Here is a 22,680-nt window from a genome sequence, read left to right as displayed (position 1 = left end):
GATCGTCTCCTTATTTTATTTGTTACTTTCATTAGGCTGAATCTCAGAACCTGGTGCCTCAAGCTCATGCTGAGGAATTGGCCAGACAAAGAGAGGGTCATCCTTTTCAACCTTCAGACTGCTCTGCACGAAGTTGGCAGCAGGCTGGTCGGCAGCCTTACGCTCAAATCCCTTGTGCCAGCGCTTGAGGTCGTTCAGACGGAAGCCTTCCATATAGAGTTCCTTCACGCGCTCTGCCTCGATTATCTTCATGGCGTTGCTCTCGCTCATCGAGGTGTTTCCACCATAAGATGAATAGCGGGCTGTACGCAAGGTAGAGATGTCCTTACCTGCCTTACCATAGTCCTTCTTCATGGCGTAAGCCTCAGCACGAATCAGATACTGCTCTGAGAGACGGAATACCATTGGCTGGTGAACATGCAGGATATTGTTGTTCCGGAATTCTGCATCGCCGAAATACTTGCTCAGCAAAGGCCACTGCAAACCGTGCTCATAACCTGTTACACGGGTTGTGAAGATGGCTGCTGCACGGAGGTCATTGCTGTCGAATGAGTTGATGACCCATGTCTCAGGCACATAGTCTGGACGATAAGTTACGAAGTTGTAGTTATCGAAGATGGTACCCAGTGCACCGCCATAGCTGTTCACGGTAAAGCCTACCTTCCAGATTCCTTCTGTAGATTTACCTGCTGTCCATTGATACTGATAATAACTGGTGTTGCCTATCTTCTGTGTGCAGCTTGCCAGCACGTAATACTTACTATCGATTACCTTAGATGCATACTTGATGGCATCATCCCAGCGATGCATATATAAGGATACGCGCGCACGCAAGGCATGACAGGCATACTCATTGAAGTAAATCTCGTCATAGAGAGTACCTGTGAAGTCTTCGTCTACCTTCAGATATTCAGCAGCCTTGTCAAGGTCTCTCAATACGAAATCGTATGATTCCTTCAGAGTGGCTCTCTTCTGTGGCTCATTGCCGTAATAGTGCTCTGTGAGTACCACGCCGAGTTCCTTCTCTGCCTGCTCATCGCTATCGTAAGCCTTGCAGAAGCACTTGATCAACTCTGAATAAGCCAGTGCACGTGCGAAGTAAGCCTCGCCCTGATACTGCTCCAACTTGTCGAGCTCCTGATCACTGTTGGTGTTTGCCTTTACCTTATCTACATTATCGAGCAGGAAGTTGGCATTGTTGATAACACCATAAAGCGCACCATATACCGACTCGATGTCGGTGTTGGTAGCCTTGATATCTTTCCAACGGTAGATATCGCCATAGGCATTAGAGTAGCCCTTCACGCAGTACACGAAGTCTGCCTGCAGATCTGGCAGGATAGTCAGATTGCCCGAATAGAGGGCGCTGCTCTTGAAACTGTCGTAGATACCGTACACCAGCTTGTCCATATCGTCCACCGTGTTGATAGCCTCGTCCATGCGGATAGAATCCTCAGGATACTTATCAAGACAGGAAGACATCGAGAGGGCTAGGATTCCCGACAGGATGTATGTCTTTATATTTTTGATATTCATTTCTTTTTCTCCTTTCTTGGTTAGAATTGCAATTCAACACCCAGAGTAAACTGGCGTGATGCCGGATACTGTGCCTGGTAAATATTGGATGAAACCTCAGGATCCAGACCGTTGAAACCGGTTACTGTGAAGAGATTCTGTGCCTGACCATAGATTCTGACCATAGAGAAGAAGTTGGTCTTGCGCAACAAGCTCTGTGGCAATGAATAGGACAGACTGAGATTCTTCAGACGGAGGAACGATGCATTCTCCAAGAAGCGGTCGTCGAGCTGGGTTACCTCGCCCCAACGTGGGATGTCGGTAATATCGCCTGGCTGCTTCCAGCGGTCGTACAACAGACGGTTTGACTGGTTGTAAGCTGTACCGAAGGTTACACCACTCTCCTCGAAGTAACGGTCGTTGTTAATCACGTAGCGTGTACCGATCCAGCTAAACTGGGCAGAAAGCTGCAAGCCTTTCCAACGGAAGCTTGTACCGAAACCACCCATCCAAGGTGCATCATAGGTCTTGCCTGTCATCACCTTGTCGCTCTCGCGGAACTCGTTGGTTACGTTGCCGTCCTTGTCATACCAGAGCTGCTCACCATTCGCTGGGTTCACACCGGCATAACGGTTCAGGAAGAACTCGCTTACTGAGTGACCTACTACATACTTCAAACCGGTGGTTGAGTTTACATACTCGGTTACACCGTTATAGAGTTCCTTCAAGCGGTTCTGGTTGTAAGATACGTTGGCACTTACATTCCAGGTGAAGTCGCGGGTGCGGATTACATCACCGTCAGCACTCAACTCGATACCCTTGTTAGCCATCACACCTACGTTCTTCCAGCGATAACCCTCGCCGGTTACGGTGTAAGACTCAGGTACGCGCATCAGCATGTTAGAGGTACGCTTGTAGTAAGCCTCGAAACTGAAGTTGATTCTGTCGAGGAAACCAAGACGGAGGGCGAAGTTGTTAGCCCAGGTTGACTCCCAACCCAAATCTTCATTACCACTCTGTGATGGATAGAAACCGGCAGTATCATCGTAGTTGGCACCACCCGATACCAGAGCCAGGTGATAATAGTTAGGAATTTCAGAGTTACCCGATGTACCGGTACTTACGGCAATCTGGGCTGTGCTGAGCCACTTCATATCCTTCAGCCAGTCGGTTGACTTCACGTTGTACATGAAACCGAGCGACCAGAATGTACCCCAGCGATGATCCTTACCGAAACGTGAAGAAGCATCGGTACGCAGAGAGAAGTCGGCATAGTAGAGCTCCTTATAGTTATACTCGCCACGCATGAAGAATGACAGGTAAGAGTAGTCAGAAGATGAATCTGCCCAGCGGCTGGCACGTGTACCTGATGATACATTGGTCAGGAGGTCGCTGGTCTGACCCTTGGAATATACCTGGAAACCCTCTGAGTGGAAATTCACAGCCTCCTGACCCAGCATCACGTTGAACGAATGGATATCGTTCAGGGTGAAACGGTAGTTAGCCGTAGTAGTCTCTGTCAGGTTGATGGCATCGCTGCTCTGGCGTGCCGCAGTACCCTGTCCGTTGTTTGAAGAGAGACTTGGGAACGACTGGAGGAACGCTGTAGAATGGGTGAAATCGGCACCAAACTGAGTACGGATAGTCAGATTCTCTATCGGATAGATTTCAGCATACATGGTAGAGAGCACCTTATATTTCTTGTTCTTGATAGGATTCATGCCCATGTAAACGATAGGGTTCTCGCTGGTTCCTGCCCAGTTGCCTGCTGAAAGTGAAGCCAGACTGCCATCCTTTGCGTATGGATTCCAGTAAGGCAACATGAATCGGCAAGCAGAGATAGGAGTAACGGTAGTATAACTGCCGTCGTCAGCCTGCTGAGCTTCCTCGTAGGCAGCCATGGTGTTGGTACCTACCTTCAACCACTTGCCTGCCTTTACATCAGCATTGGTGCGGATGTTGTAACGGCGGAAGGTTGAATTCTGTGCGATACCGTCCTGATCGTAGAAACCACCAGAAACATAGTAGTTCAGTCGGTCGGTAGCACGGTTGATAGAGAGTTCGTAGCTCTGCAGCGGAGCGCGGTCGTTGAACACCTCGTCCAGCCAGTTTACGTTTACTCTTGAAAGGAGATTGTAATCCTTACCTGTATCCAGACCTACTTCTTTCTCAAACTGGATACGCTCATCAGTATTCATCATTTTCCAGTTGGTCTGTGCCAACTCAGAGAAACCATACTGTGCACGGAGCGTAATCTTCGCCTTGTCCATTGCCAAGCCTCGCTTGGAAGTGATGACAACCACACCATTGGCAGCACGTGCACCATAGATAGAGGTAGAAGAGGCATCTTTCAATACAGAGATACTTTCGATGTCGTTAGGACTCAAGGTATTGAAATCAGAACTTGAGATTGGCACGCCGTCGAGGATAAAGAGAGGCGACTTGCCGGAGTTGATAGAGTTGGTACCACGGATCTGGAAGGTAGCCGCCTTGCTAGGTTCACCCGAAGAAGAGATGACCTGCAAACCAGTACTCTGTCCCTGCAAAGCTTGGTCGAAGCTTGCCGCCGGCACATTTTCTATCTTTTCAGACTTTACGGCAGACACGGAACCCGCAATGGTTCCCTTCTTTCTCACGCCATACGCCACCACAACCACTTCATCCATCATCTTGGAATCCGAAGCAAGGGTGATGTTGAGCGTATTTGTCTGCGCTTTCACAACGTGCTTCTGCGTAACGCAGCCCACATAAGAGTAGACAAGCGTAGCCTTCGAAGCACCCTTAATTTCGATGGTATAGTTACCGTCAATATCGGTCACTACGCCATTTGATGTTCCCTCTTGCATAATGGTCACACCAATCATCGGTTCGTTGTCATCAGCAGACACGACTGTACCCTTGACGCTGAAACTCTGCGCCAAGACCGATTGGATAGACAACAATACAAGTGAGACAAGTAAAAGAGTTAATCTTCTCATCCTTGTTTGTTTCAAGTTTATTAATTAATAATTATTATTTTTTTCTCATTTTTTTCTCGTTTGGTAAAAGCCGAAAGCACTCAGGGCAACACTTCGCCCCTCCATTTATACATTCTTTCACTAATATGCACGCATGGAAATACCTATTTAACTTAAATCGGTGCAAAATTACGAATATTTTCTTATTTGCACAAGATAATCGCTTAAAAATTAAATAATTAACACGAAATATCTATGTTTTTTAGCATATATGCTCATAAATTTAGTTAATTGTCGATTTTTCGTCACGTCCGATTACAGATTGCAAAAACAAGTTCAATACACACCTTTTTTTGTTTCTATGCAGCCGTTTTCATAAAACTGAAATTACGTCCCGACGCATCTTGTACTACGTCGGGACGTATCTTTTGCTGCGTCGGGACGTAGCAAATGCTACATCCCGACGCATTTTTTACTGCATCGGAACGTATTTTATCAGCTGACTCAAGTAGCTCAATCAGCTGACTCAAGTGGCTCAATCAGCTGACGCAGATATCTCGACAAGCCGAAGGATACGTCTCCATTAGCCTACGGAGTCGTATCCGTAACCCGACGGAGTTATATCCTTAACCCAGTGCAGTCATATTCTTAACCCCACGCAGCCATATCTATAGGCAAACGGAAGCACTTCATTAATTTACCTTTTAACCTTCATGTATTCAGTAGGTGTCATGCCATACTCCTTGGAGAAACATTTGGAGAAATAGCTGCTGTTGGAGAAACCAACGGTATACATCACCTCGGAAACACTGAACTTGCCCTGGCTCAGGAGCTCGGCAGCACGGCTCATACGCATCTCACGGATATACTCTACAGGCGTACGACCCGTTATCGCCTTCGTCTTGCGATACAACTGCTTTCCACCAATGCCTATCACATCCTGCAACATCGAAACATTGAAGTCGGAATCGATCATGTGCTTCTCTATCGCCTCATTGATCTCTTCGAGCAGACGCTTATCTGCCGGATCCAATTCGCTGACGTCTACTCCCTTCTTTTCCTCATCAGAAGACTCTGAGAGTACAGGAACCGGTTCTGAGGATGATGACTCTGGCTCAGATACTGGCGAAGCGGATAACTCTGTAGCAACAGATGATGGCTCCTTCGGTATCTTTACATTCAGATAGCGGACCATCAGATCGGTTACCTCTTCGAACGAATGATGAGCTACGGCTGCCTTCAAATCTTCCGTCAAACGGTTGAAGAAGTCCATACGCATCTGTACCTGCTCCAACACCTCAGCCTTCTGCTTCTGGGCATCAGCCAGTTCCTTACGCAGGAAATACCAGCTTACCAACCATGCCACAAACACGATGAGTGCTGTGATATAGAAGAGCTTGCACCACAGGGAGAGATACCAAGGTGGCAGGACGGAGATGTCGAGCGAATAAACCTCGGCGGCAATCTTGCCTTCACCATCCACGGCATGAACCGTAAGATGATAATCGCCATAAGACAAGCCGTTATAGGTGATATCAATATTGCCGGAGTTCAGATAATGCCAGTCGTGGTCGCTGCCTTCGAGCTGATAGGCGTAAACAGCTGAAGGATGGTCGGCAAAAGGAAGGTCGGTGAGCTGCAGGGTGAAGTTGTTCTCATCACTCTTCAGTTTCAGGATTTCTCCACGCTCCTCACGAGCCTGTCCGTTTACGATGATTCCTGCCAGCATCAGACGGGTAAACTGCTTAGGCTTCTGCGCGACATCAGAACTGATTGCCACATAGCCGTCATTGCCACCCATCATTACCTGATGAGTCTGTCTGCTGTAACAGATGGTAAGCGGCACGAGAGAAGGAATCATGAAGCGCTGGCTCCCGCCCTGAGGATCGATTACGCAGCATTCATTGCCCGATACTACCCATATCTTCCCTTCCACATCGCACATGGTACTTACCTTGCCACCAATCTGCCATGTCTTGGAAGAAAAACTGTTACCCAGCACTGAACCGGATGCATAATAACAGGTTACCGAAGTATTATCACCCATCCAGATATTGCCCTTGCTGTCTGCCATCAGATAGTTGACAACATCAGAGTTAGCCACCTGCACCACCTTCATCGTGTTCGGATTGATGCAGTTGAGACGGGTATAGGTAGAAACCCAAATCCTACCCTTTCCATCCATCACCATCTGACCTACATGCAGACCAGAGAGCGCATTCTTTCCCTTGTCAGAGTAATGCCAGTCGGCTATGGTTTTGCCGCTCAGCAGAGCCGCCTTATCCATCACGAAGACACCGCCCTGATAAGAACCCATCCATATCCTGCCCTTCTTGTCCTGGAGAATATCGTAAGCCCAGGCAGTAGAATACTTGCCACTCTTATCGTAGACGATGAAGTTGCGCATCTGACGGGAATTGCGGTCATAGAAGTTGATACCGTGGTCGGTACAGATCCATACATCGCCGTCATGGTCTTCATAAATCTTGCGAACACGGTTATGACTCAGCGGGAAGGCAGAGCTGTTCTGCTTGTACCATGCCACATTCTGATAACCTTCAGTATTGCGGGTGAAACGAATCAGACCATTGGTACCGCCCATCCACCATTCGCCGTTACGGGTCTGGAGCATGGCATGCAGACAGTTGCCCTCACCCGACATCGTTATCTTATCGAGCGACACATAGCGGTAATAGGTATGGGTAGTGAGACGGGAGAGACCATTGTCGGTACCCACCCATACATTCTGCCACTTATCTACAAAGCAAGCCCAGACGATGTTGTTAGGAATAGAAGCATCATCGCGGGAATCGTGGATATAATGGGTGATGGCATTGGAGAGTGCCATCTGATAGAGTCCGTTATCGGTTCCGATATAGAGATTGCCGGCAGCATCTGTAGAAAGACATTTGATGGAATTGCCGTTGAGAGCAGGAATCTGGGAGAAGTTCCTGAGCTGCAGATCGGCACAATAGAGAGCACCCTCGGTACCAATCCAGTAGCATCGGCGCTTGGCATCATAGGCAAGTGCATTGACCAGCGGCTGTTCTCCGGCACGGAGCGGAATCAGTCTGCTGCCGAGATGCAGACCAGCAAGCGAACCTACGAGCAAGCCTTTCGGAGTAGAGAGCAAAGCATAGACATCGCCCCCGAATTCTGTCTTACCGCCTTTCATATCGAGCACACGGAGTTCCTTCAACTGCCTGCGCTTCGTCTCATCGGCAAAAGCCTTCATGGCAGGTGTTTCAGCATACTGATAATCTTCGGTATCAAACTTCAGAATACCGTTGCCGGTAGCCAGATAGAGCATTCTGCCCTCGAAACCGAGCGCATTGACACGCGTATTGCTGAAAGTATGTTCCTGGAAATGGCGATAACCATGATAACCATCATAGCTGTAAAGACCATTGTCGGTTCCGAGCCATATCATTCCCTCATGGTCCTGGGTTATGGCACAAACTGTCTGCGCACCTTCAAGGGAGGTGTTGACGAAGCGCTGCGCATGGATAGCGAGCGAAACAAAGAGCATAGCAATTGCCATGCTGATGCGGTATATAGGTTTTGTTGACTTTTTCATGCGTGCAAATTTACACAATATTCATGATAATGCCAAAAAAAATCGGAGGAAAATCATATAAAAAAGAATCCCCTGGGAAAATAGCCATTGCTATTCCCAGAGGATACGATAAAAAATGTATATGGACTTAATACTCTAATAACATCTTATATTGCCTGGAGCGTAATCGACTTTTCGATATTTCGCTTGCAGTCTTTTACCTTCAGGATGATGTCACCCTTCTGCTTGCTGCTCTGTACGATGACTACGAGTTTGCCGGAGAAGAGTTTCATCTGTGGCTGGGTGAATGGTTCGAGCGATGTGGCATCGCCGTTGCAGGCTGCCTTGAAAGTGCCGGCACCACTCACCTCAAAGGTCAGTTCATCATCGGCAAGCGGACATTCATTGCCGTCCTTATCCTGCAGACTCACGGTGATGAAGGCAAGGTCGTTGCCATCGGCATTGAGAAGCACATTGTGCTCATCGGTACAGCCTTCTACCATGCAGGCAATAGACTCATGGTCTGGAGTTTCTACGCTGAACTTCATCTGTGCAGGCTCGCCGGCAGTACGCTTCACGTCCTCACCTACCTTATCGCCATACTGGTTGTAGGTAACCACGCGAATCTCACCTGGTTCATACTTCACATTGTTCCAGCGCAGACGGTAGCGGTCCAATCGGCTTGACTTGTCCTTGCGAACCCTGCCCTGGCTCTTGCCGTTGACGAAGAGTTCGCCTTCCACGCCATCGGTATAGCAATATACAGGAGTCACTTCGCCCTCTCTACCCTTCCAGTTCCAGTGAGGAAGAAGATGGGTGGTATGCTGCTGCTCATTCCAGCGGGCACGATACATATAGTAGCGGTCCTTAGGAAGTCCGGCAAGGTCGCAGATGCCGAAGTAGCTGCTGCGGCTTGGCCAGTAGGTATCGTATGGAGTAGGCTCGCCGAGATAGTCGTAACCGGTCCATACAAACTCGCCGATTACCCAACTGTAGTCGTCCTGCATCTTCCAGTCATCATCCGGAAGATTGCTCCATGAACAGTATTCCGTATCATAGCTTGAGCACTGCCCATCAGGATAGGTAGCCTTATCGCTCACGACAACCGGGAACTTATATACGCCACGGGAACTGACCGTAGAGGCGGTCTCTGAACCGAGGAGGAAGCCCTGAGGCAACTGCTCGATATTCTTATAATATTTATGTACACGATAGTTGAAGCCCGGCACATCCATGGTCTGTGCAAAACCGCTCTTCAGGGCATCTTCTGCCCTATCCATACCCTGGGTAACAGGACGGGAAGGGTCGTACTGATGACAGAGATCCTGCAGATGCTTGGCGATCTGTACACCCTCCTGACTCCACTGCTCAGGAATCTCGTTACCGATGCTCCACATCACGATGCTAGGATGGTTGCGATGGTGCTTCACCAGATTGATGATATCCTTATCGCTCCACTCCTTGAAGAAGTTGGCATAGCCGTTCTTGCACTTAGGATAAATCCACATATCGAAACTCTCTGCCATCACCATCATACCGAGAGAGTCGCAGATTTCCATCTGCATGGTAGAAGGCATGTTGTGGGCTGTACGGATGGCATCGCAACCCATCTGCTTCATCATCTTGATCTGACGGATGAGGGCAGCCTTGTTCTCTGCTGCACCCAATGGACCGAGGTCGTGGTGCAGACAGACGCCCTTCAGTTTGCGGGTAACGCCATTGAGTTGGAAACCATAATCCTTGGATACCGAGATGGTGCGGATACCGGTCTTCAGCGTCTGGACATCAGCCACCTTCTTTCCTTCATATCGGGTAAGCTTTACCTGATAGAGATAAGGAAATTCCGGCGACCAGAGCTGTGGGTTTGCCACCTTCAAGGTAGTCTTTACGGCAGGAGTTGCACCAGGGATGGTCTGCTCGGCAACCTTCTTGCCAGCCTCATCCAACAGGGCAATGACGGTCTTGCCCGACTTACCGGTCTTGCCTTCGAGGAGCGCATTTACTTCCACCTCAGCTTCCTGCTTATCAGCCTTCAGCGTGCGCACGAAAGTATCCCAGGTAGCGAAGTTTTCATTGCCATAGAGTTCTACGGAAACAGGACGGTAAAGACCGCCTCCCGGATACCAACGGCTGCTCTCCTCTACATTATTAAGATGTACCTCGATGAGATTACTCTTACCAAACTGGATGAAAGGTGTGATGTCGATGCGGAAGGCATTGTAGCCGTAAGCCCACTTGCCTGCCTCCTTGCCATTGACGGTGACAACAGGCTGGCTCATGGCACCGTCGAAGACGAGTACGGCGCGCTTATAGCCCTTAGGAGCCGTCCAGTTCATCTTGTACATGCCCTCACCTATCCAAGGCAGCGCACCCGAACGGCCCGACTTCTCGGTCTTTTCGGTTTCGCCATTCTGCTCGATAGCCACCATCTGCAGGTCCCATTTCTTATCAAAAGGTCCCGAGATAGCCCAATCGTGCGGAACAGCAACCTGCTGCCACGACTCACCATCACGGGAGAAATCCCACGATGGCAGGTTGATAACCTTTCTGCTCTGCGCCTGGCACAATGTGGAAAGTGCCAGGGCAAGAGTCATGAAAGTAATGCTTCTCTTAATCATATCTCTTCGTTAAAATTCTTATTTTGTATGCATCGAATTATTTATATGCATCGAATACAGCTGTTGGTTTGCCGCTGTTGTCGAAGGCCCCCTTGATATATGCAGCCCAACCCAGAGTGGTATAGTTGGCTGGTTTCCAGTTGTTGTAAACCTCTGGTTCCCAATAGAAGATACCTTCGCAGGCAGAAATAGCCTTGCAGCCATCCACCATCTTCTTCATCATTGGCGCAGCCTGCTCAGAGCCCCACCACATACCGATTTCTGAAATGATGACGTCCTTGCCATACGTGGTAGAAAGAGTCTGGATGTTAGCGAGACAGTTCTCTGCATAACTCTGCCAGTTATCATCCTCTGGATAAAGAGAAAGTCCGATGACATCCCATTTTCCATCATTGTTCTTCAATTTATCGAAGAGCCAGGTAAGCCCGCCGAGGTCCTGACCCTGATCTACATGCACGATGACCTTTGCCTCAGGATAAACTTCCTTTACGGCATCATATCCGGCGTTGACATAAGCAGCAAAGTTGGCTGCATTCTTTGATACCTGACCGGTTACAGCCTCATCGCTGTTGAAGAGCATTCCGTCGCGGGTTTCATTACCCACCTGTACCCACTCTACATTGGTTACACCTCTATCCTTCAGGGCTTTCAATATATCCTTGGTATGATCAGCCACAGCCTGCTTCATCTGCTCAGCAGTATAGCCCTGCCATGCAGCAGGAACTTTCTGGTTACCCGGGTCAGCCCAGGTATCAGAATAGTGGAAGTCAATCATCAGACGGAAGCCGAGCTGCTGAGCACGCCAAGCCTTGGCGATGACATCATCCTTGCCACACCAGCCACCTTCCGGATTTACCCAGACACGCAGACGGATGGAATTGGTTCCCTCTTCGCGGAGGAGCTTCATGCATTCTGTAGCCTTGCCATTCTGATTATAGAATTTCACACCATCCTTCTCCATCTCTGTGAGCCAGGAAACATCGGCGCCCTTGGCAAAACCGCTCATATCGTATGTTTTCTCCTGCTCGTGAACAGTAGAATCGTCGCTGCTGCAACTTGTTCCCGTAATAGAGAACAAGAGCGCTGTAGCCAGCAACATGGCTTTTCCAAATATATTTTTCATTGCTATTTTTCTTATTAATTATTCATATTTCCATGTCATGGTGTTGAGATCGGCGGTAACGGTAACTTCACCACCAGTTACATCATCCTTGAACCAAATGTCCCAACAGTCACCTGCAGTAGATAAATTAAAGAGATTGTCTGCAACAGAGCCATACCAAGTCTGCTTGTCGTCCTTGTTTTCACCTACGTAGATAAATCGGAAGTTCTCCCAAGCAGTTGGTTTGTACGTGCAGGTATAAACGCCATCACTCACCTTATTCATTACAGCAAGAAGGGTGTTGCCATCCTTAGAGAACATACAGAGGGTATTGCTAACCTCTGGCTCTGGAGTTGTCTGGTCGCCCTCAACGATGGTATATTCCAACTGACTGTGCTCACCAACCTTCACGGTTATGGTATAAGTACCTGCCTTGGCAATATTCACGCTGCCAGCACTTTCAGAGTCTGTCATCTTGCCATCAGCCAAAGTATAGTTCATGGTCTTCACCACAGCTGCAGCATCATCTGTACCTGTAGCCTTGCTGTACTCAGCGCCTGTAGCTACGATGCTGACTGGAGTATTATCGGCTGTAGTTGTAATGACCTTGGTCCAAGCATAGTTAGGAGCATCATAAGTCATGTCCTCACCATTCAGTTGCATAGCCTTGATGTAGGTTGGCTTGAATTCCTTAGCCTTTGTATCTACCACTGTATAATAAATACCTGTCTGTCCAGGGAACCAGAAATTCCATGCCGACTCCGTATTATCCATTTCGTACACATGGTTATCCAGTCCTACATTACCCCAAATGGTACCATCATTTTCCTTACCCCAGATATTGAACCAAGAAGAGGCATTCATGTAGCCAGAATAAACACCATCAGAGTTTGGAGAATAAAGATAGGTCAGTGGGTGGTCCACATCCGTTTTCTCTTTCAGGATATTGATATAGCTCATATCAATGAGGTATGGAGTAACCTTTACCTGGCACACATTGCTGTAAGCAGCATCAAGATTGCTACCCATCTGACTCTTGATACGGAAATAAAGAGGTGAACTCACATCGGGTGTCAAGCCGAGATCCTTGGCTGCAGCATTGAGGTCTGCACCGATGAAAGCCTTGGAAAGGTCGGTTACGGTGTATTCCTTTTCTGAAGTAAAATCTTCTGAGGCTGATGCCTGCAGATAAGTTTTCAGCACTCCACTGCCCGCAGGCTTGGTTTCATCGCTCGAAAGCAAGCTAGGATTCTGCCAAGCCAACGAGAGGACAACGTCCTTACTGTTATCTACAGACAGCTTCACATCGGATGCCGATGCCATCAGATCGGATGCCTTGAAGCCATCCAGATATATCTTGTCGCCACTTTCGTCGCAACTCACCAGGGCGGTGAGTGCGCAGAGAAGCATCATCAGGTTTCTAAATATCTTTTTCATTCTTTTATCCTATTAATAGTTGTCGTTATGAAGATTTGGATTTGCGGTAAGCTCGGTGTTAGGGATTGGATAGATGTTGTACTTGCTGTCAACAGCCTGTCCATCGTGGACACCACCCTTCCACTGCCAGATGTACTTATTAGTAGTAAACTGACCATAGCGAATCAAGTCGGTACGGCGATAACCTTCATGATAGAGTTCACGGGCACGCTCATCGAGGATGAACTGGAGGAAGGCATCATCGTTGGCAAAATTGCTAGACCAAACATCAGAAGCATTAGAGCGTTCACGAAGCTGGTTAATCCAATAGATAGCGCCCTGCTTGCGGGAAGCAATCACGTCAGGATCTGCAGCATCGCTACCACCAGCCCAGTTATCCCAGTCGTTATGCAGACGAACCACGCACTCGGCATACATCAGATAAACATCGGCAAGACGGAAGAGAGGGAAATCGGTATCAACACCATCATTGTCTGTATTGGATGCCGTAGTACCATCATCCTTCAGATTACTCCACTTCTCAGAAAGATAGCCAGCGGTTTCATCGGTCATGCTGGTTACATCCTTGCTCTGACCGTTGGTGAAGAACTTGCAACGCTTGTCGCCATTGCCATCGATATCTGTCTGGGTGAACTTATCCACGAACTCCGGACGGAGACGGAACTCGCTCCAGCCACTGGTAGCACCGAAGTCGGCAACATTCTGGTTGGCATTCGACATACTCAACTGTCCGCACACCAAGTAAGTGGAAGAACCCCAGCTTACAGTATGCTCAGCACTTACCGGCAAGGCGAAGATAATCTCGTTGGTACGCTTGTCGTTATCTGCATTGAAGAGCTTGCTATAATCAGACTCCAGAGAGTAGCCCATATCCATCACCTTCTTACAAGCCTCCTTGCACTCGGCATACTTGGCAACGCCGGTATAAACCTCGCTGTTCAGATAAAGCTTGGCAAGCAAGGTATAGGCAGCACCCTGAGAAGCCTGACCGTAAGGACAGGTGGATGCCGGAAGCATATCGCCTACACAATCCTTCAACTCGCTCTCAATATAATCGAATGTCTGCTGAGGAGTATAACGAGGAGGAATGTAGCTGCCCACAGGGTCATTCTCTGTCACCATCGGAATGTTGCGATAGAAATCGAGGGCATGGTAATAGAACAGAGCACGCATGAAACGGACTTCTGCCTTATACTCCTTCATCTTCTCTGCATCAGCACCTGAGAAACTGGCACTGTTGGCATTGCGCAGGAACTCGTTGCAGAGGGCGATGTTGTAGTAGATACGATAATACATATCTGAGATCCAAGCATCGTTGGCATCCCAAGAGAGATAAGTAAGACCCGTGGTCTGCTCACCTGTCAGCCAGGTGGAGGCAAATTCATCGGTACCACACTCCTGCATATTGATAAACATACGCATGTAATCGAAACCACTACCATTGTTCAATACGGATTCCATATCCTTGTTGTCGCCGCCCTTGCCCTGACCACTGGTCACCATGGCAGCATAAATCTTACCCAGCACAGCCTCGTAATTGGCAAGCGAGGTATAAACATTCTTGGAGGTTGTCTCCGTATGAGGATATTGGTCGAGATCGGAAACACAGCTGGTTGTGCCTGTCAGCACCGCTGTTCCCAACATCATACTATATAATATATTCTTAAGTTTCATTGTTATTTCTACTTTGAACGTTGAACTTTGAGCTTTATGATCTGTAAAGCCTCAATCTATTAACTATTAACTGTTAACTATTAACTAGAACTGAAGTCCGAGGCTTACTGAGTAAGTGCGAGGACGTGGATAGAATGAGTTGTCCATTCCGTTTGGCACCTCAGGATCGGTACCAGAGTAGCCGGTAATGGTGAATACATTCTGTACCATCGCAGATACGGTGAGCGAAGCCCACTTGTTGATCTTGCCTACATTGTAACTCAAACTCAAGTTGTCGAGTTTCAGGAAAGAAGCATTCTCTACATAGTAATCTGAGAGATACTGACGGGTCTTGAAACCTGTCTTCAGGAAACTGGTGTTGAGGTTGTTGAGCTGTGAGTTGTTGTAGCTTACGGTCTCGAAAGCACCTGTACTCATACCCATTCCGTTGTATACATAGTTATCGATGTTGGCACGGAAACTCATACCGAGTGTCAGCTGCTTGTATCTCAAAGATGTACTCAAGCCCATGATGTATTTAGGGGCTGGAGAATGATAGCGGTAGAGATCTGACTCATTGATTTCGCCATCGTTGTTGAGATCAGCATAAGCACCCTCGATTGGCTTGCCTGTCTTAGAGTCGTAGAGCTGATGATATACATAGAACATGTATGGCTCATATCCCTCTGAGAGTACCTGGAACTGGTAAGCATCGATAGATGGACCTACCTTCACGTTGGTCTGGCTTCCACCCTTTGTGAGTGAGAGGTTCTTCACCTTCATGTCCTGCCAGGTGAAGTTGTAGCTCAGGTTCCACTCCCAGTCCTTGGTCTGGATAGGGGTTGCGTTCAGAGAAACTTCGATACCCTTGCTGTCCACATTACCTACGTTGGTAAGGATAGTCTTTGAGAAGTTGGTACCTGCAGCTGTTGGTACAGAAGCCAACAGGTCCTTGGTCTTACGGGTATAGAAATCGATGGCACCACCGATACGGCCATCCAGGAATCCGAAGTCAAGACCGAAGTTCCAAGAGGTTGTTGTCTCCCACTTCAAGTCTGACACGTATGCCTCAGGACGGTAGGTATTGATATACTGTCCGTTGATGAATGCTTCGGCACCTGCTACACTGTAGGTATAAACCGGCAGATAATTGTAGTTGCCGATACCTTCCTGCTGACCGGTAACACCATAGCTGGCACGGAGTTTCAGGTTAGAAAGTACCTTCTGGTTCTTCAACCAAGGCTCTTCTGTCAAAGTCCAGCCCAAAGCAACCGATGGGAAAGTACCCCAACGGGTATCCTTAGAGAAACGGGAAGATGCGTCTCGACGAACGGTAGCCGTCAGGAGATACTTTCCATCGAATGAATAGTTGATACGTCCGTAATATGACAACATTACATGACGGTAATCTGATGCCTTTACGGTTGACAGGGTTGTGCCTGCCGCACTTTTGGTATAATAAAGAGGTGTAGTACTCTTCCAGTACTGGTAGTCGTAACCGGCTGTCAGATCTACATTACTCTTGATATCTTCGAAATACTTTGCATAGTTGGCATAGAGGGTAAGCAATCGGTTCTCGTTCTTCTGAGGACCATACTTATAATCGCTACCGCCCAAAGACTCATCCTTGTTGTAGCTCTGTGCTGCATAGACAGGGACATGAATGGTTCCATCGCCCTTGGCATAGTCAGCACCCACGGTAGCATGGAGCTTGAGGTCTGGCAGGAAATGAACCTTGTAATCTACATCCATCGAACCGATGAAGCGGCTTACCTCACTCTTTGAATCATACAGATCAACCAGACCGCGAGGGTTTCTTACACCAGCATTCACTGGATAGCCATCAGCATCGAGTGCCTCATTATAGCCACCATACTTGTCGTTACCGGAATAAACCGGAATGGTTGGGTTGAATGTGGCAGCTGCCCATACGGCACCACCATTATTGAATGAGTTGTTATTGAGGGTTCCCTTGGCATTGATGGTCAACTTCAGGTGATCCTGGAAGAAGCTAGGAGTCAATACCACGTTACCTGTCCAGCGCTCTACATTATCCTTGCGAACCAGACCGCTCTGGTTGTAATAGCCTACAGACACGCGGAATGGCAACCACTTGTCGATACTGCCGCTCACGCTGAGGTTATTATCTGTACCGAAAGCTGTGCGGTAAACCTCATCGTTCCAGTCGGTATTGGCTGTACCGAGCAATGACTTTTGGTTATCTGTACCAAACTGGTTGATGACATTCACGAATTCATCACGGCTCAGCATATCTACCATCTGCGCACGGGTCTGCATGCTGTTGGTAGTATTGAAGTTCACCTTTACAGCACCCTGCTGTCCCTTCTTGGTGGTAATGATGATGACACCGTTAGATGCACGGGAGCCATAGATGGCTGTAGAAGAAGCATCCTTCAATACTGTCATGCTCTCGATATCAGAAGGGTTGATCATGCTGAGGAAGTTGCTGCTGTTACCAGAGATACCACCCTGCTCCAATGGCACACCATCGAGCACGATAAGAGGATCGTTGCTGGCATTAAGAGATGCACCACCACGCACACGGATGGTACTACCGGCAGAGGCAGAACCACTGTTGGACATAATCTGTACACCCGAAACCTTACCATTGATCAACTGTTCTGGAGAAGAAACAAGACCTTTGTTAAAGTCCTTCGATTTCACGGTAGCCACGGAACCAGTAAGGTCGCTCTTTCTTGCTGTACCATATCCGATGACCACGACATCAGCCAGCGCCTTGCTGTCGGATTCGAGTTTCACCTTCATATTGTCAGAGATCGAGAGTACCTTATCAATATAACCGATATAAGATACCTTGATCTTCTTGGCTGAAGAAGATACCTGAAGACTGAAGTTACCGTCAAAATCAGTAACTGTACCGCCCTTTTCGCCTTCCACCATGACAGTGGCGCCAATCAGAGCCTCACCATTCTGCGCATCAGTCACCTCACCTTTGATGGTTCTTGTCTGCGCCATGAGTTGCAGACATCCGATGAGCAACAATGCCACGAGAAGCAAACTTCTCTTTGCTAATTTCTGGATTGCTTTCATTGTTTTACTTTTAGGTTGCGTTTTACGTTTAAATGCGTTTGCGTTTAAAATTGTTTTCGCTTGCAAAAGTAGAGAAAAGAGAAGAAAACAGCAGATAGATTTAAGACAAAAATAAAGAAAAAACGGACAAAAGCAAATCTTTATCTAGCTTTTGTCCGTTTTGTCATTTAAAAAGCAGGAATCTTTATCGGATTCATACCTGATATCTCGCCGGTAAAAACTTTCCTGTTAGAAAATTACCTTATTCTTTAGAAAATTACCTTCTTCACGCTTACATGTCCATCATGGTTCACCTTCTTGACGATATTGATACCTTTCTGAGGTGCTGAAAGACGGGAACCTGCCAAATCATAATACTCTATGCGAGAGGAGCCGGTTTCTGATGCCTTTTCTGCAAAAGAGATGCCTGTAGTAGCACTTGTCAATACCTTTCCTTCTGCATCGTAGGTCTTAGCTGTGCTGTAGTTCTTGATGGCATGATCGAGTTCAGACATGTCTACCGTAGGAAGTGAAGAAGTATAAGCCTTCCAGATTTCTACCTTACCTGCACCAGAATACTTCTCGCAGATAGCAGGAACATCCACCGTCTTGTCGAGATAATGCTGGGTGTAAGAGGATGTGGTTTGAGTAGGAACCCAATCTATCTTGGTAACAGGAAGTGACTTACTAATCTTAGCGCCATCAATATTTGTGTAACCTTCCATCAAGTTGTTACAGCCCTTGTAGATACAATCATAGCCTTCTGCCTTAGAGATATTCAAGCTACCACCTCTATCTGAACGGATAGGCGACTTCGTGTCTTCGAAATAGCAACCTTCTTCGTATGCCACAGCTCCTGTACGGATATCCCAGCCATCCTCGCAGCCACGCATATAATTATTATAATAATGTACATGACCACCACGCTGGAGAGGAAGACGGGAGCCTTCGATCTGATCAAAGAAATTATGATGGAAAGAGATGGTGCGGCAGTTTTCATAAACATCTGAATCACCCTTACCCCACAAACAGCTCTTGTCATGGTCGTGGAAATAGTTATAGCTGAATGTCATCCACTGCACATTATTCTTGCAGTCAAGCAAACCATCATAGCGGTCTTTATTGGCAGCACCACCATTGAAAAACTCACAATGATCTATCCAGATATGTCCACCCCAATTGGTCTTGGCACTTACCTTATCAGCCTGGATTCCGATACAGTCTGGGTCGCCCACTTCTACTTGTGCACCATCACGCCAAGCCACAATCTTATTCTCACCCGTTCTGAGCACAGGAACACCCTTCATGGTGAAACGGCAGTTACGAATGATGATGTTATCAACTGACTGCATCACGAAGGTGATATGTGAGAAGAGAGGAGCCTCGCCTGTTGTAGGATTCACGACACCTATCAATGTCTTGTTAGAAGCTATCATAATACGCTCGCCATAGACTGACTCCACACCAGACTTTCCACTCTGGTCGTCAAGCAAACGACCGGTACTCAAATCATCCACATAACACTTGATACCTGTAGTAATATCATGATCTACGATAATGATATATGGATCTGTTGCCTGGAGATAAGCCTGCAACTGGGAGAAGTTATCAGCCTTCACCACCTTGCCACCGGCACCGCCGGTAGTACCTCCGGCACGAAACCAGTTAGTACCAGGAACACCTTCGTAGGCAGCGAAGCCATCTATAGAGAAGTCACGACCATCCTGGGTCTGTGCATTTGCCATCATTGAGAAGCCACAGAAGAAAGCTGTAGCCAATATGGTTTTACGGCAAACAACCTTGAACTGTGCAGAAAAAGTAGAATTTGTTTGTTTCATTTTAGATAAGATTAGTTTTTGTTTCTTAAAAAAGGGCTGTCCTCTTCAAGAAAAGACAGCCCTTAAAATTATTGTATACATCTTTCCCTCATCGGGTAAAACACATTCATTATTCTGTTACTGGTACAAGTTTGATGAGAGCTATTGTAGTAGCTTCACCCTTTGTAATCTTATGGGCACCAGCCTCAAGTACAACTGTAGTTGGAGCACCTGCCTGCTTTACACCATCAACCTTTACATTAGTTTTTGCACCAGAAACCCCATAATATACATACAAAGTCATCTTCTGAGATGTGGTGAAAGATACTTCTGTACCTTCTTCCATCTTAAGACTTGCGGAATAAGTAACACCTTCTATTGTGGTACTCTCCTTTCTTACATTTTTCTTTGTACCTGTCAAAGCAAATGCTGTGTTAGAAAGAGTACCATCAGTAGCAAAGCTGCAAGTTACTGTACCCTCAATAGGAGTAACAGTGCTACCACCTTCAGAACCACCAGTAGAGCCACCTGTGCTACCACCTTCGCCAGAGCCAGTACCTTCACCAGAACCACCAGTGCTGCCACCTTCAGTAGAACCAGAACCAGTCTCACCACTTGATGCGCTCTCATCACCGAAGATATTTACAAGACCTGTCTTGTAAGAAGAAAGAATATTATCGAGACCTGCGCAACGACCATAGTCTGCGTCATCTGTAGCATTATTGAATGTATAGTGAATATCACCCTGATTCAAACGACCAGCGCCATAGAAACCAGTTACCTTAGCAGGTACATCAACTGCTGCATCTGGAGTGTAAGCATACATCTTAGAAGCATCAGTATCGAAGTTATTGTAAGAAGTACCACCAGCCTTGGCTACAACAGAAGAAGGAACTGTCTCAGAAGGAGAAGCTACCTCGTAAGCATCGAAATCGGTGTTAGAGTTCTTCCAGGTGATATAGCTGAAGTATTTGCTCTTTTCTGCAAAGATATTACCATAAGCTTTCAATACACCACCACTCTCACCAGAGAATGTACCATCGCCCTTGGCATCTGTACCCTGCTTAGAAATCATCATAGGATACTTGGTGTTACGGAAGTAGTTTGACTCAACAAATACACTTGCGCCCATTGTCACACCTACACCATACTTAGCAACGCCATCATAGTAGTTGTTCCAGATATGAACAGAAGATGTACGTACACGTGGGTGACGAGAGTCTGAGTGGTCGAACCAGTTGTGGTGGTAGCAAATCAGGTTATCAACAGTTTCCTTCTTCATACCACAGAGGTTTGACTTACCTGTGTCGTGATAGTGGTTGTAAGAGAATGTGCAGAAAGAAGCACCATCCTTAGAGTCCAAAGAGCCATCACCCTTACCGTGGTCACCGCTACCCTTCTCACCATAGAAATAGTCGTTGTTGTGAACCCAGATGTGCTGAGTTCCCTTAATCTCCATGTTGTCGTTGCTTGAACCCTGGTTGAAGAAGGCCATATTACGAACCTCAACATTTGTACCATTGATGATTCCCAAGCCGAAGCCATTGAAACAAGCATCATCACCGATACCCTCGATGGTAACATTCATGACTGTAGTTTCGCTATTGCCTTTCAACAAAAGACCCTTCTGGTCAGTCTTAAGTTGGTCGCCAGCATCAGCAGTCTTAATTTCGCCAATAACGCGAACAGCAAGAGGAGTTTTATCCTGACCTTTCTGCTTTGCAAGAAGGATATCGCCAATACCTGTATATTCAACAGGTTTTTTACCATCGCTCAAAGAAGCCTTGATAGTCTTGAAAGTATTCTTTGTAACATAAAGAACCTTAGCACCTGCCTTCAAAGTACCATCATTGTTGTAAGCACCTACACCATCGCTGATACCCTTATGAGCAAAACCCTGACGGTCGTAGTTGACAACCTTCAAGTTGTCGGCAATACCGTAAGCTGAAGTTTCTGCGCCACTAGCATCAACAGCAACAACCTTTAATGAATAGTTGCCAGCCTTCAAACCAACAACATCCACACGACCATAAGAACCGTAGTTACGAACGAGCTGCTGGTCCACCTTGGTATAGTCAGCATACTGACCACCCTTTACATATACGTTGTAGCTCTTGGTATCAGAAAGCAGAGTCCACTTAGCGTAAGCACTCTCCTGCCAGCCTTTGCTCTCAGTGATAGTGATACCCTTCTCAGTAACCTCACCACTCTCGCCACGCTCTGCAGCCTTGGCAAAGCTCAACTCCTTAACAGTAGCATTGAACTCATCATTCTCAGCACCAGCCTTAGCTGGAACTACGATGGTCTTGTCACCCTCGAAAGTTACCTTGGTCAAGTCTTCTGTATTGTAATACTTAACAGAACCACTATTGGTAGTTACAAACATCTGATTCTTATAAGTATCACGGCTAACTGCATTGTTTACCTTATTAGACTCATCAGGATCTACAGGGTCTGGAACAATAGAATTAGGATCCTTTACAGAAATGCTGTAAATCAACATACCACCATCAGTAGTAGTCAAAGTTACATTACCAGCCTCTGTAACAGTACCTGTACAAGTAGTCAGACTCGTAGACTTTGTACCGAAACCGGTAGTTCCATCAATATTGGCACTTGCATAAAGTCCACGGGATGTTTTGCTACTTGCCGTCTTGCAAACAACAGTTACAACCCAGTCTTTCTGAACATTAGGAATAGTTACAACAAGATTAGAACCATTCAACTCCAAATATTCAGACTTATAGTTCAAGCGGATTTTACCACTCTGATTAGCAGGAGTGCCATTACTTGACGCAACTGCAGCACCACACTTAAAGAGCAAACCTTTGGCAAAGTTCAATTCTGACCTCAGTTCGGGATAACGAGCTCTATCTAAAGGCTTTATAATGTTTTTATATAAGGGACACAGAGGCTTGGCAACCATCTATATATCTTGGATGGTTGCTGAGACAAAATCCTCATGTAAAATATG

10 protein-coding genes are annotated in these 22,680 nt (G+C 47.1%); all 10 read right to left on the bottom strand.

The window, feature by feature from the left end; all coding sequences use genetic code 11:
• Positions 1 to 15 precede the first annotated feature (15 nt).
• The 10 genes from ACWJAO_RS00705 to ACWJAO_RS00660 all read right to left on the bottom strand — a co-directional run bounded on the left by ACWJAO_RS00705 (position 16) and on the right by ACWJAO_RS00660 (position 22,548).
• On the bottom strand, positions 16 to 1,536 hold the full coding sequence (locus ACWJAO_RS00705) for a RagB/SusD family nutrient uptake outer membrane protein (RefSeq protein ID WP_449138905.1): 1,521 nt from the start codon (positions 1,534 to 1,536) through the stop codon (positions 16 to 18).
• 20 nt (positions 1,537 to 1,556) lie between these two features.
• On the bottom strand, positions 1,557 to 4,493 hold the full coding sequence (locus tag ACWJAO_RS00700; RefSeq protein ID WP_449138904.1) for a SusC/RagA family TonB-linked outer membrane protein: 2,937 nt from the start codon (positions 4,491 to 4,493) through the stop codon (positions 1,557 to 1,559).
• A 676-nt stretch (positions 4,494 to 5,169) separates the two neighbouring features.
• On the bottom strand, positions 5,170 to 8,049 hold the full coding sequence (locus tag ACWJAO_RS00695; RefSeq protein WP_449138903.1) for a two-component regulator propeller domain-containing protein: 2,880 nt from the start codon (positions 8,047 to 8,049) through the stop codon (positions 5,170 to 5,172).
• 146 nt (positions 8,050 to 8,195) lie between these two features.
• On the bottom strand, positions 8,196 to 10,646 hold the full coding sequence (locus ACWJAO_RS00690) for a glycoside hydrolase family 2 TIM barrel-domain containing protein (protein ID WP_449138902.1): 2,451 nt from the start codon (positions 10,644 to 10,646) through the stop codon (positions 8,196 to 8,198).
• 37 nt (positions 10,647 to 10,683) lie between these two features.
• On the bottom strand, positions 10,684 to 11,769 hold the full coding sequence (locus ACWJAO_RS00685; protein WP_449138901.1) for a glycoside hydrolase family 53 protein: 1,086 nt from the start codon (positions 11,767 to 11,769) through the stop codon (positions 10,684 to 10,686).
• 18 nt (positions 11,770 to 11,787) lie between these two features.
• Entirely contained in the window at positions 11,788 to 13,185 is a 1,398-nt protein-coding gene (locus ACWJAO_RS00680) for a DUF5114 domain-containing protein (RefSeq protein WP_449138900.1), read from the bottom strand.
• Between the two features lie 12 nt (positions 13,186 to 13,197).
• Positions 13,198 to 14,859 carry a RagB/SusD family nutrient uptake outer membrane protein gene (locus tag ACWJAO_RS00675; protein ID WP_449138899.1) on the bottom strand — a complete coding sequence of 554 codons (1,662 nt, stop codon included), beginning with the start codon at positions 14,857 to 14,859 and terminating at the stop codon, positions 13,198 to 13,200.
• 84 nt (positions 14,860 to 14,943) lie between these two features.
• Positions 14,944 to 17,910: a SusC/RagA family TonB-linked outer membrane protein gene (locus ACWJAO_RS00670; RefSeq protein ID WP_449138898.1), complete on the bottom strand. Its 2,967-nt coding sequence runs from the start codon at positions 17,908 to 17,910 to the stop codon at positions 14,944 to 14,946.
• Positions 17,911 to 18,158: 248 nt separating this feature from the next.
• Positions 18,159 to 19,727 (bottom strand): pectate lyase family protein, encoded by a 1,569-nt coding sequence (locus ACWJAO_RS00665; RefSeq protein ID WP_449138897.1) that lies wholly within the window; start codon positions 19,725 to 19,727, stop codon positions 18,159 to 18,161.
• A 109-nt stretch (positions 19,728 to 19,836) separates the two neighbouring features.
• Entirely contained in the window at positions 19,837 to 22,548 is a 2,712-nt protein-coding gene (locus ACWJAO_RS00660) for a pectate lyase family protein (RefSeq protein WP_449138896.1), read from the bottom strand.
• Positions 22,549 to 22,680: the final 132 nt, after the last annotated feature.

The organism is Segatella sp., assembly GCF_977051555.1.
Note: the sequence above shows the minus strand (reverse complement) of the source record. Positions and strands in the feature narration are given on the sequence as shown.

Bases quoted from the DNA above. Each gene is read 5' to 3' on its own strand.
- ACWJAO_RS00705 (WP_449138905.1), bottom strand. From the start codon at position 1,536: ATGAATATCAAAAATATAAAGACATACATCCTGTCGGGAATCCTAGCC.
- ACWJAO_RS00700 (WP_449138904.1), bottom strand. From the start codon at position 4,493: ATGAGAAGATTAACTCTTTTACTTGTCTCACTTGTATTGTTGTCTATC.
- ACWJAO_RS00695 (WP_449138903.1), bottom strand. From the start codon at position 8,049: ATGAAAAAGTCAACAAAACCTATATACCGCATCAGCATGGCAATTGCT.
- ACWJAO_RS00690 (WP_449138902.1), bottom strand. From the start codon at position 10,646: ATGATTAAGAGAAGCATTACTTTCATGACTCTTGCCCTGGCACTTTCC.
- ACWJAO_RS00685 (WP_449138901.1), bottom strand. From the start codon at position 11,769: ATGAAAAATATATTTGGAAAAGCCATGTTGCTGGCTACAGCGCTCTTG.
- ACWJAO_RS00680 (WP_449138900.1), bottom strand. From the start codon at position 13,185: ATGAAAAAGATATTTAGAAACCTGATGATGCTTCTCTGCGCACTCACC.
- ACWJAO_RS00675 (WP_449138899.1), bottom strand. From the start codon at position 14,859: ATGAAACTTAAGAATATATTATATAGTATGATGTTGGGAACAGCGGTG.
- ACWJAO_RS00670 (WP_449138898.1), bottom strand. From the start codon at position 17,910: ATGAAAGCAATCCAGAAATTAGCAAAGAGAAGTTTGCTTCTCGTGGCA.
- ACWJAO_RS00665 (WP_449138897.1), bottom strand. From the start codon at position 19,727: ATGAAACAAACAAATTCTACTTTTTCTGCACAGTTCAAGGTTGTTTGC.